The organism is Shewanella sp. SACH (assembly GCF_001887095.2).
In the GTDB taxonomy this organism is placed as follows: domain Bacteria; phylum Pseudomonadota; class Gammaproteobacteria; order Enterobacterales; family Shewanellaceae; genus Shewanella; species Shewanella baltica.
This window is the reverse complement of record NZ_MPDG02000001.1, coordinates 1,356,770-1,369,164: the sequence shown is the minus strand read 5'-3', so window position 1 is coordinate 1,369,164 and position 12,395 is coordinate 1,356,770. Positions and strand designations below refer to the sequence as shown.

Genomic DNA, 12,395 nt, shown 5'->3' with positions numbered 1-12,395 from the left:
ATTTCATCCGCATTAAATGCATACTTAACTAAAGAAACGTATTTATGGAACCGCAAGCTTGGATATATCAACAAGACAAACCGACAGCAGGAAGAAAATTATTATTGCTTGTGGAAGCAGAATTAATTTTTGCCTTACCCTTAATTTATCGCCTTATCAATCCTGAAGCTGTGGCATCTAAGCCAGATTGGTTTTGTGACGCTGAGTTACAAACGGTTTCCTATACTGAGTTGGTGACACAATTAAATGAATTGGTCCGATTACGTAAAAAGACACAGCGACTCGACAACGAGCTTAAGAATGTAAACAAAATGCTCAATCAGTATTTTACTGATTTGGGTTGGCGCATGGTTCGTAAAGAGCTATCTCAAATAAAAAAGCGTCAGAAAAAATCCCATATAGAGGTAAGTAGGGATATTATTCAGAGATTAAAGCGTTATATGGAGACACAAAAGTTAGACAGTTTTGATCAGGCAATTGATAACTTATTGTCAGAGCATGATGCCGATATCTCACAAAGCCATTTGCAGCATCCAGATGACCTAGATGACAATATGAGTGTCGACGATATGCTTGATGAATAATCTCTGGCTTGTCTCGTCCTGAAATAAAATGGGCAGAGTTAAGTTCTGTTGATCTTTATTATGACGTCGCAATATCGCCTAAAATGGATTTGTTAATAATCGCTTAAATGAGCAAGTAAGCCGTGACTTATCTGTGCAGACACGTAAAATTGCTGTTAAGTTTAAAGGGATTTTTTAAGTTTAAGACTTGGTAACATGGGGCATCAGAAATGAGTGTAAGCATTAAAAATGATAGGAAAATTGCTGTCCTGTGCCGAATTGAGCCAGGCTGTCTCGGACCAGATGGTGTGGATCATATTGAGGCTTTTTGTGCTTTGGCCCAGAAAGCGATGCAACATTTCGACGTCGATGTTGGCACTTGGTTGCTGATCCCAAGATACGATAAAACCTTGGAAGAGATGCAATACAGTGTTGCCAATAAATTACTTTCCCGCGAACAAGCGACTAAATATCTTGTCTCTATCGGACGTGATATTGATAGTTTTGAAGAAAGATTTCAGGATAAACTCACCTCGCTGATTAATTTATACCTTGCGAGAAAACCTTAAACTGAAGACTGCATGCGGCCGAGATTAACCTAAGCTCTAGCCTCGGCGCTTATATTATCCATCGCTCATTTTTTAAAGTCGTTTTTATTTTCGCATTCAAGTTTTTATAAAAACAGCCAATTACTTCTTATAAAATCAATAGATTAAATGTCACACTTTATCTGCGGCATCATGGTTTTCAACCGATAAATTCAGCTCCAAAACTCAGTTGTCGGTAATTAACTCCGTAAAGTACCTCAAAATTTGCTAAACTAGTCGACTCACTTAATGCTGAATCTTTTTCTTGCGGTATACCCGAATTTTTTGGGTGGTAAGGATGAGTGTAAAGGACGGTTGATGTTCAATCCCATTCCAGAAACCAATCCATACATTAGTTTGTTGCAGCAGGATTTCGGGTTTTCTGAATTTCGCCCTGGCCAAGCGCAAACGATAACACAACTGTTGGCGGGGAAGTCGAGTTTAGCGATTTTTCCGACGGGTTCAGGTAAATCCCTTTGTTATCAATTTACAGCATTGCAGTTACCCCATTTGAGTTTAGTGATTTCGCCTTTACTCGCCTTGATGAAAGATCAGCTGGAGTTTTTACAATCTAAGGGAATTCATGCGGCCAGCATAGATTCAACCTTAAGCGCCGAGCAGAGTCAGCAAGTGATGGCTGATGCGCGCTCTGGCAAGCTGAAAATTTTGATGGTGTCGGTGGAGCGTTTTAAAAATGAACGTTTTCGGCAATTTATTCAATCGGTTCCGCTGTCCATGCTGATCGTCGATGAGGCGCATTGTATTTCAGAGTGGGGCCATAATTTTCGGCCCGATTATCTTAAATTGCCCGACTATCGGCGTGAGCTTGAGATCCCATTGGTACTGTTATTGACGGCCACAGCAACACGTAAAGTGAAACTGGATATGGCCAAGCGCTTTGATATTGCGCCTGAACACATAGTGCAAACGGGATTTTATCGACCCAATTTAGATTTGACTGTTCTGCCTGTATCAACGCAAGAGAAGAATGCCTTACTGGTTAACCAGATTGCATCTTTCTCAGGTGCCGGCATTGTGTATGTAACTTTGCAGCAAACCGCCGAAACGGTCGCACGACTTTTGAGCCAACAAGGTATAGTCGCCAGTGCCTATCATGCTGGATTTGAAGATGAAAAACGTCAACAAATTCAAAATGATTTTATGCAGGATAAGCTGCAAGTGGTGGTGGCAACCATCGCTTTTGGTATGGGAATCGATAAGAGCAATATTCGTTTTGTGATCCACTACGATTTGCCTAAATCTATTGAAAACTACAGCCAAGAAATCGGCAGAGCAGGGCGTGATGGTGCGTTATCCCATTGTGTCACCTTGGCCAATCTTGACGGGCTCAATACCGTTGAGAATTTTGTATATGGCGATACGCCGGAGCGAGAAGGTATAGCACAAGTTATTGAGGCTATTCGACTTGAACAAGATTCCGGTCAGTGGGAATGTCAGCTCAATGGCCTGTCGACGGCGAGTAATATTCGCCAGTTACCGTTAAAAACGTTACTCGTTCAATTAGAAATTTTAGGTGTAGTTAAGCCATTATTTGCTTACTACGCTGACGTTAATTACAAGTTTTTGGTCGACAAACACGCCATTCTCAGCCGATTTAATCCTGAGCGGCAGGCGTTTTTAACGCAGATTTTTAATCATACGCAGATGAAGAAAATATGGGGCGCGTTAGATTTTGATGCCTTGTACAGTGCGACGGGTCATGAGCGCAGCCGCGTGTTAGCCGCGCTGGAATATTTAGCTGAACATCAGTTGATTGAATTAGAGACTAAACGAATTACCGATGTGTATCGGGTGGATGTTACCGCATTAGCGCGTCTCGAACTCATCGATGAGCTGTACCATTATTTTATTGATAAAGAGCAGAAAGAAATTGCGCGAATCGCGCAGTTAGTCCGCTTTTTTGAACTTGAGACGTGCTTAAGCCACAATTTATCCCGTTATTTTGATGATAATGAGACGCCAGCGGTCTGCGGTCATTGCAGTGTTTGCCGCGGCAATATTGCTAAGTTGCGCTATTCGACGGAACCGACTTGGCCGACAGATCAGCAGATATTGGCTGATTTGCGTGAGTTGAAACATCATTTAACGGCTAAAGGCATTGAGACTTTGTCACTCGATACCTATTGTCGTTGCCTCGCTGGCATGTCGGTGCCTTTGGTGAGTCGTTTTCAAGTGCGTAAGTTAAGTGGTTTCGGCCGCTGTGAAAAATTGAGATATGCTGAAATTAAACAGAAAGTTGAGTCACTGTTGTCGCAACTAGATGATAAAAGAGTTGAACATGAATAAGGCCGTAAAAAAGATGTTAGCCACCCATGAACATTTAGTTCACTCTGAAGGTGTGACTGTGGTTTCCCATATGCAAAGAGAAAAGGCAGAGTGGGTACAACATACTGTTATGATTGAAGATTGTGATGTGCCGTTTAAATTCAGACGGGTGAAAAAATATCGTAATCTGCAAGGGCAAAAGATCAATGTCATCTATTACCCAGAGACAGAAACAGTCGCGGGTTTTGAGATAGAAATCATGCAAGTTGTTAGAATTAAACGATTCTAGTTAATGTTCTTCGAGTCTTTGCTTTTATCAATCAGCAAAGACTCGAAGCGCATTCGATTGATGACTCGAGCGTTAAAATCGTGCTACTTACTTGGAATATTGATAGGTTGAATCCACTTTCCAAGTCCTGAAACGCAGTTCCGCGCCTTCTGGTAGATAAAATACCTTAGGTAAACGACTGTCGTAGCGCATTTTCAGTTCACCCGGAATACGAACAAAAGCTTCTTTCTTCGCCAATTCGAAACAGGCCATCATAGTGCTCGGCCCTTCAGCGATTTCATCCACTTGATAGTAGTTATAACCCCAACCTTGTACTGTCAGTTCCTTCAATTCCCCGTTTAATCCATGCTTATTGCAATCGACCATTTGAGTCTGGCCAATTTGGATTTCGATCATGTAGTCATCTTCGTTTTCTAACTTAGGCAAACTCAAAATGTGCTGCACCATACCGGCAGCAGGAGCAGGGAACATCTTAGTGGCTTCTTGTGCGCTGTAATCTTTTGGGTCAAAACGTTGAATGCTGATCATAGGCGCATCTAATCCTGTTGGGTGTGGCGGGCTAACTGCCGCAGCATTGAATGAAAATAATGCAAATGCAAGGGGAACAGTGCTAACGCTAAATAAGGTCTTCAATTTCATCTTGTTTCTCCTAATCGAACTGAATGGATGTCGACAAGTTTGTCGTTGTTCTGCCCCTATAAACGCGGCAGAGGTAAAAAAGGGTTAAATTATTCAATAAAAAATCGATTTTTAACCAAATAATTCTTATCCATTTGAATAATAAGGGTTTATTGTGATTTTTAATGACTTATTTTGTTAAGTTCGGTGCTATTTCAATTCTTTGCTGTGGCGGTTTATTGACGCATATCATGCGAAAAATATACGAAACAGCCTAGATAACCACCTCAAAACTTGGATTTCAACTCGTTCTGAAAAGCCGCTTCTGAGTCTTTCTACAACTGCGTAAGGCTGCAATAAAGCCAATCTTACTCTGCTGACTCAGCTGTTTTCACTCATAAATTAAATGCTAATCCATTAAACCTTGCCTGATATCCTTTGCCTAGTCTAGCTGCCTATCTTAATTCACATATCAGCGTCTCGACTCGTGACAGGAGTACAGATGCATAATGGGGATCCACATGCATGTTTAAAAGTTTGAAAACGGTATATCTTGATAAATGACTAATTTGATCTTCATATATTTTGATTTTCAAACTATAATTCTGGCAACACGTTTTTTATCATTGATAGCGATGGACATGGAGTAGGAATTACACAATGAAATCAACAGCAGCCGAGCAAGCGACAGGGCATCAAGCTTCAGCCCACCGCCAAGGGCACTCACTCGCCCAATGGCAACACTCACATGAGTTTTCGAATCAGAACCGCGATGGCGAAAAAAACACACGCTATGTACTGTATTTAACTGTGATCACTATGGTGGCAGAAATTGCTGCCGGAACCATTTACGGTTCTATGGCATTGCTCGCCGACGGTTGGCACATGGGCACCCATGCCGCGGCCTTTATGATTACCCTGTTTGCCTATTCCTATGCCCGTAAACACGCTAAGGATCCTGCTTTTGCCTTTGGCACAGGTAAGGTGAGTGTGCTTGGCGGTTACACCAGTGCAATAGCCTTAGGTTTAGTGGCATTGGTGATGTTGATTGAATCGGGAATGCGGCTGATCAGTCCTGAGCAAATTCATTTCAACGAAGCTATTTTTGTGGCCGTTATTGGTTTAAGCGTCAATATACTGAGTGTGTTTTTACTTAAAGATCATCATACCCACGATCATGGGCACGCTCATGGTCATAGTCACGGTCATGGACATGATCATAGTCACGACCATGATCATGAAGACGAACATGCTCACGCGCATCATAACAGCCAAGCACACACCCACGACGATCATGCCCATACCGCGCATTCACATGATGCGGATCCGCACCCGCACCATGACTCACATGCACACGATGAAAGTCATCATGATCATAGTCATTGCCAACATGAACAGGATCATCAACATAGTGCTGAGCATGAGCATGAGCATGAGCATGAGCATGAGCATGAGCATGAGCACAAGAGCCAGAAGGCCCACGGTAGCCATGATCACAACCTACGCGCGGCCTATTTTCACGTACTAGCCGATGCGTTAACGTCAGTGCTGGCCATCGCTGCCTTGTTGTTTGGTAAATACATGGGACTAACTTGGCTCGACCCGATTATGGGGATTGTCGGCGCTGTGATTATCAGCCGTTGGTCTTGGGGACTTATTCAGCAAACGAGCCCTATTTTGCTGGACGGCGGCGTTAAAGCGTCATTGCAACGTAAAGTCACACAAACCATTGAAGCTGTAACGGATCATCAAGTGGCCGATTTACATCTTTGGCGAGTGAGCGCCGATCACCATGCTATTATGGTGTCCATCGTGTCCCATTCACCAAAAGATGTCAGTTATTTTAATCAGTTACTGTCACAATTTCCTGAGTTGGCCCATATCACCATCGAACTCCATACTTGCCGTCAGCGCGAGTGTATGGCTAAGGAAGCCTAATGACAGTTGAACATCATCATTCATCAAACCTGCATTCAAGTGAGCCACATTCGACTGCTCACTCAACAGCTGGACATTCAACGGCCACACATTCAACCGATCATGCATTAAATCATGTGATTATTGAATTTTACGAAAAGCTGTCGTCTTGGGAGCACGCCATTGTACGTGACAAAGGTTTTAGTCTGTCGCAGGTGCACACCATTGAGTTACTTGGCGTGCATGGCGCTATGCGAATGAAGGAACTGGCGGACAAGATTGGTGTCACAACGGGCACATTAACGGTTCAAATCGATAAAATGGTGGAGGCACAGTGGGTCGTGCGACGCCCCCATGAAACCGATCGCCGTTCGATTCTGGTGGAGTTAACAGAGAAGGGCCAAGCCTTGTTCCTTGAACATGATGCTCTGCATCTACAACTCACCACAGATCTCACCGCAAAAATGAGCAGTGAGGAACGAATCGTGCTGCTTAATTTGCTGTCACGCATGAATAACGAGTTTTAATTTACCTTACGTCATCGACTAAAAAGCGTCCCTCGTTGACGCTTTTTTTATAGCACGACATCTTTAAAAACGCGATTCATTCTAGATTAATCATCTGCTATTACAGTATCTTACCTTTTGTTACATTCTTGTTGGATTAATAGTTGAACTGGATATTAATTAAGGTAATGTAAGTGCAGATCTCAAGATGGACTTTGTATAAAAGGAATAGAATGAATAATAAATTACTGCCTTGGTGCATTGCAGGAGTGCTCGGAATGAGCGGTCAACTTCACGCAGAAGAAGATAAATATATTTGGTTGGAAGATGTTGAAGGCGCTAAGCCAATGGAATGGGTGAAAACCCAAAATGCCGTATCTGCCGCCGAAATTAAAGCCTTCAAAGGTTTTGATACCATAGTGGCGAATAGCCTCGCCATCCTGAACGATAAAGAACGCATTCCCTACGCCACCCATATTGGCGACAAGTTATATAACTTTTGGAAGGATGACACCCATGTGCGCGGCATTTATCGTCGCACCACAATGGAAGAATATGCCAAGGCCGATCCTAAATGGGAAACCGTGCTCGATATCGATGCCCTAGGTAAAGCCGAAGCCGTCAATTGGGTATTTAAGGATATTAGCTGTCAATATCCTGAAAATGAGCGCTGTTTTGTCTCATTGTCTCGCGGCGGTGCCGATGCGGTGGAAGTGCGTGAATTTAATCTCAACACTAAATCCTTTGTTACTGCCAAAGATAAGCCATTCTTTTTAAAAGAAGCCAAATCAAGCCTGAGCTGGATAGATAAAGATCACGCCTTTGTCGGTACTGATTTTGGTGATGGTCAAAGCATGACGGATTCGGGTTATCCCCGGGGCGTTAAACTGTGGCAACGCGGCACGCCACTCGAGCAAGCTAAGCCTGTTTTTACCGGCGACAAGGCTTCAGTTGCAGTCTCTGGCTGGGTGTTATTCGATGATAAAACTCCGCTGAGTTTAGTGACCGAGGCGCATACCTTCTACACCGCCAGCCAATATGTGTACCAAGACGGTAAACTCATTGGATTGCCTTTACCGCAAGATTCTGAGATTAAAGGTTATTTCAAAGGTAAGTTATTCATTGAGTTAAAGAGTGATTTAACCAATCAAGACGGTAACTTTAAGCAAGGCGCGGTCGTGTATGCCGATGTAGCTGATCTCATCGCTCAAAAAGCCAAGTTCAGTTTATTTGTGAGCCCGACTCAAACCGCATCGATTGCGCAGCTCAGTTTTAGCAAGAGTGCAATTTTCGTTAATTGGCTCGATAACGTGAAAAGCAAATTAGTGCGTTATGAGCAAGACGAAAAGGGCGCTTGGCAGAGCACTCACGTACCGTTTGAAGCGAATGGCGCCTTGACTGTGATGGACGTTGAGCAAGACAGTGATGATTTCTTCGTGAATTACACTAGTTTTCTTGAGCCTTCAAGTCTCTACACTGTGAATGCCAAAACCTTAAATCCAAAGAAAATTAAAGGTATGCCGCAACAGTTTGCTGCGGACAAGTTTAAAACTGAGCAATATTTTGCGACGTCTAAAGATGGCACTAAAGTGCCGTATTTTGTGGTGATGGCTAAGGATCTTAAGTTAGATGGCACTAATCCCACGCTACTTTACGGTTACGGCGGGTTTGAAGTGTCGCTGCGTCCTTCTTATTCGGCCACCATTGGTAAGAATTGGTTAGAGCAGGGCGGCGTCTATGTGTTATCCAACATTCGTGGCGGTGGCGAATACGGCCCTGCTTGGCATCAAGCGGCGTTAAAGCAAAATCGACATAAAGCCTATGAGGATTTTGAGGCTATCGCTGAAGATTTGATTGCCCGTAAAATCACCTCAAGCAAACATTTAGGCATCCAAGGTGGCAGCAACGGCGGCCTGTTAATGGGCGCGGCATTTACCCGCAGACCAGATCTTTATAATGCTGTCGTGTGCCAAGTACCTTTACTTGATATGTTTAGATTCAATAAGTTGCTAGCGGGTGCCAGCTGGATGGGCGAATACGGTAACCCTGATATTCCAGAAGAATGGGCGTACATTAAAACCTACTCGCCTTATCATAACCTGCATAAAGACGTGCATTATCCAAAGGTCTTTTTCACCACTTCTACCCGTGACGACAGGGTTCACCCAGGTCACGCCCGTAAGATGGTCGCTAAGATGAAAGACATGGGGATTGATGTGTTGTACTACGAAAATATCGAAGGTGGCCACGCCGGCGCTGCAGATAATAATCAAGCTGCGGAACTTAATTCAATGGCGTTTGCCTACTTATTACAGCAGTTACGATAATCACCGCAGGGTTAACATGAATTGTTAATTCGTTGGTGATAAAAACCGAGCAAGGCCCTAATAGGTTGGGGAGCAAAAAACGGTCGAACTCATTGAGGTTCGGCCGTTTTTTTAAGTTTGTTTTTTAAATGTGAGCATTAACCACAGATAATTTGAGCCATTACCAAGAGCTTGCTACTATGGCAAAAAATTTGACTGTTACAGCCTAAGATTACCTTAAGAAAATTAAGTTAGTCTCGACAAACAACTAATTTGAGTGAGAGCTATCAGTGCTAGCAAGATTTAAGACTCTATCGGTGAATCGATTCACTTTTATCACAGCGTTATTTTACGTTTGTATCTTCAATATCCCACTATTCGGCATCATTAAAAAAGGCATCGAAAAACAACCGGATGTCGATCCTATTTTCATCGCCACTATGCCGTTGTTTTTAGCATTTGCCCTCAGTTTTGTGTTTTCCTTATTTACGGTGAAGTACCTCGTTAAGCCGTTTTTCATCATACTCACCTTGTTGTCATCGAGTGTGTTCTTCGCCGCCTATCAATACAATGTCGTGTTTGATTACGGCATGATAGAAAACACCTTTCAAACCAATCATGCTGAAGCGCTGATGTATGTGAATTTTGCTTCGATAATGAATATGTTACTGACAGGGATTTTACCTGCGTACCTTATCTATAAGGCCGATATTCAGTACCAGCCTTTCTTCAAAGAGTTACTGCATAAAGTGCTGTTTATGCTGGCGATGTTGGCGGGGCTCGGCATTATTGCTTTCTTTTATTTCCAAGATTACGCCGCCTTTGGCCGCAACAACGACGAGCTAAAACGTTATATCGTACCGACGTATTTTATTGGCGCTGCGTCTAAGTACATTAATGTGCACTACTTACAAACGCCGATTGAATATCAGCCGCTGGGTCTCGATGCTAAAAATGTCAGTGCCAACCCTAATGGTAAACCTAACTTATTAGTGCTTGTGGTCGGTGAAACCGCGCGTTCGATGAGTTATCAGTATTATGGTTACGACAAGCCAACCAACGCCCATACCCAAGATCAAGGCTTAATTGTCTTTAAAGATACCAGTTCATGTGGCACGGCAACGGCAGTCTCCCTGCCTTGCATGTTCTCGCGCATGGGACGGGAAGACTACGATTCACGCCGCGCCTATGCCCAAGATACTGCGGTAGATGTGTTGAACCATGGCGGGATTAAAGTGCAATGGTTTGATAACGACTCTGGCTGTAAAGGCGTGTGCGATCAAGTTGAAAACATTTCGATTGATTTGAACAGCGATCCTGAGTTGTGTACTGGCCAATATTGTTTCGACCAAGTGTTACTCAACAAATTAGATGAAACCTTGGCCACTGCAGAACGCAAAGATACCGTGATTGTCCTGCATGTGATTGGTAGCCATGGACCGACGTATTTCTTACGTTATCCACCGGAGCACCGTAAGTTCACACCGGATTGTCAGCGCAGCGATATCCAAAACTGTAGCCCAGATGAGCTGATGAACACCTACGACAACACTATTTTGTATACTGACTACATCATCAGCGAAGTAGTGAAAAAGTTACAAAATCAGCAAGATAAATTTGATCCAGCCATGTTGTATCTCAGCGACCACGGCGAATCTTTAGGCGAGAAGGGCATGTATTTACATGGCGCACCTTACAGCATTGCCCCAATCGAACAGACGAGTATTCCTATGGTTGCTTGGGTATCTGAAGATTTCAGTAAAGATAACCACTTAGACATGGCCTGTTTAGCTGAGCACGCGGCGAAGGGCGGTTTCTCCCATGACAATTTATTCGACAGTCTTTTAGGCTTAATGAATGTCAAGACCGAGGTATATCAGCCTAAGTTAGATATCTTTGCCAGTTGCCGAGGTTAATCAACCCATTAACTCATCAATATTGAGTCGCTAACATTATCGTGCGACTCAATATTATCTTGTGACTAAGTATGATCTACTGACCAAAAGTTATTGAGTGATACCTCGTTAGTTTGTCTTAGTCGATCCAAGTATGAACTTCAAAGAGGATGGCAACATCCTCTTTTCTTTTGCGCCCTATCATAATAATTGATTTCTCCCATATCCAAATCCAAGCACATGAGTTAACTTAATGCATACAAAAACATAACAAGTCTATGGTTCGCGATTTATGCCTTCTACTGCAGAAAATAAAGAGCTTGATTCTGCCGCGCAAATTTTGCGTTTGGCCGTACCGCAAATGTCTGCCCTCGATATCCCCGTTACACCTGAAAACTACACTGTTTGGTATGAATATTTTGCAGGGACAAATCTCGATTTAAACCGTGCGATTGATGGCTTTCTGGCAAATTCGGTCTCTTTTACCAAGGAGGTCAACACCAGCCTGTATAAGAACTTTATTCAAGAACAGTCACCCGAAGTGATTGAAAATGTGCAGATTGAAACGCAAATCCTGATCAATAGTTTGTTAAGTAAAATCAGCCAGTTGAGTCAAGGCACTGCGGCGTTTTCAGGTTCATTAGCCGAGTTTGGTTTACGCCTACAGACGAATCCCGACATTAATACCTTAAACGAGCTGGTTGACGGTGTAGTCGATGAAATGCAGATGCTACTCATCAACAACCGTGAGATGGAGCAAAGCCTGTGCACCATGGGCCAAGAAGTGCAAAATCTTAAATCGGAAATGGAAAACCTGAGCCTAGCAGCGATGACTGACCAATTAACCTCGCTGCACAATCGCCGTGCCTATGAACTGAGTATTCAAGATCAAATCTACCTCTCCCAAGATCACCAAACCCGTTGCAGCCTTTTACTGATCGATATCGATAATTTTAAAGCTTTTAACGACACCTATGGCCATTTAACCGGCGATAAAGTGTTGGCCTATGTCGCATTAGCCTTAAAACAATGTGTGCGAGGGGATGATTTTGTGGCGCGTTATGGCGGCGAAGAATTTGTGGTGGTGTTACCCAATACCCATTTTCACGATGCATTACAAGTGGCTGAAAATTTACGGGAACGTATCTCTGAGCGCCGCTTAACCATAGGAAAAGACAAAAAACTTTCCCTCGGCGCGATTACTGTTTCGATTGGTCTCGCTTCATTACAGCAAGGCGACGATGCAGAAACTCTATTCAGTCGCGCCGACAAAGCGCTGTATCAAGCGAAGGCCGAAGGCCGTAACTGCGTGAGAGGATAAATAGATAGGGGATTTGCGGCTGAGTTTTGCTGGTTCAGTTACCATAAACAGGTTGATTTTGCTGCGTTTATTCAGCCAATGGTGCACGGCCTAGGCTCATTACCAAT

The 12,395-nt window shown here is 43.4% G+C and carries 10 protein-coding genes; 9 read left to right on the top strand and 1 reads right to left on the bottom strand.

Translation table 11 applies throughout. From position 1 onward, the window contains the following. The first annotated feature begins 44 nt into the window (after positions 1-44). The 4 genes from BM607_RS05965 (at position 45) to BM607_RS05950 (ending at position 3,725) form a co-directional block, all read left to right on the top strand. Entirely contained in the window at positions 45-584 is a 540-nt protein-coding gene (locus BM607_RS05965; protein WP_071939474.1) for a hypothetical protein, read from the top strand. Positions 585-793: 209 nt separating this feature from the next. Then, a complete protein-coding gene (locus BM607_RS05960) occupies positions 794-1,132 on the top strand; it encodes a hypothetical protein (RefSeq protein ID WP_071939475.1) in 339 nt (112 codons plus the stop codon). A gap of 336 nt (positions 1,133-1,468) precedes the next feature. Further along, positions 1,469-3,457 (top strand): RecQ family ATP-dependent DNA helicase, encoded by a 1,989-nt coding sequence (locus BM607_RS05955; protein ID WP_071939476.1) that lies wholly within the window; start codon positions 1,469-1,471, stop codon positions 3,455-3,457. Continuing rightward, on the top strand, positions 3,450-3,725 hold the full coding sequence (locus BM607_RS05950) for a hypothetical protein (protein WP_006081699.1): 276 nt from the start codon (positions 3,450-3,452) through the stop codon (positions 3,723-3,725). The genes BM607_RS05955 and BM607_RS05950 overlap by 8 nt, the downstream gene beginning before the upstream one ends. Positions 3,726-3,812: 87 nt before the next feature. On the opposite strand, the gene eco is transcribed toward BM607_RS05950, so the two are convergent. After that, the gene (gene eco, locus BM607_RS05945) at positions 3,813-4,364 is read right to left on the bottom strand and encodes a serine protease inhibitor ecotin (RefSeq protein ID WP_071939477.1); all 552 of its coding nucleotides are present in this window, start codon (positions 4,362-4,364) and stop codon (positions 3,813-3,815) included. 639 nt (positions 4,365-5,003) lie between these two features. On the opposite strand from eco, the gene BM607_RS05940 reads away from it, so the two are divergent. The 5 genes from BM607_RS05940 (at position 5,004) to BM607_RS05920 (ending at position 12,288) form a co-directional block, all read left to right on the top strand. Further along, positions 5,004-6,281, top strand: coding sequence for a cation diffusion facilitator family transporter (locus BM607_RS05940; RefSeq protein ID WP_071939478.1), 1,278 nt, complete (start codon positions 5,004-5,006; stop codon positions 6,279-6,281). Continuing rightward, the gene (locus BM607_RS05935; protein ID WP_071939479.1) at positions 6,281-6,787 is read left to right on the top strand and encodes a MarR family transcriptional regulator; all 507 of its coding nucleotides are present in this window, start codon (positions 6,281-6,283) and stop codon (positions 6,785-6,787) included. Before BM607_RS05940 ends, BM607_RS05935 begins: the two co-directional genes overlap by 1 nt. Before the next feature lie 212 nt (positions 6,788-6,999). Next, on the top strand, positions 7,000-9,093 hold the full coding sequence (locus BM607_RS05930; protein ID WP_071939480.1) for a prolyl oligopeptidase family serine peptidase: 2,094 nt from the start codon (positions 7,000-7,002) through the stop codon (positions 9,091-9,093). 269 nt (positions 9,094-9,362) lie between these two features. Beyond that, positions 9,363-10,988: a phosphoethanolamine--lipid A transferase gene (locus BM607_RS05925; RefSeq protein ID WP_071939481.1), complete on the top strand. Its 1,626-nt coding sequence runs from the start codon at positions 9,363-9,365 to the stop codon at positions 10,986-10,988. A gap of 271 nt (positions 10,989-11,259) precedes the next feature. Next, positions 11,260-12,288, top strand: coding sequence for a GGDEF domain-containing protein (locus BM607_RS05920; RefSeq protein ID WP_006081693.1), 1,029 nt, complete (start codon positions 11,260-11,262; stop codon positions 12,286-12,288). Positions 12,289-12,395: the final 107 nt, after the last annotated feature.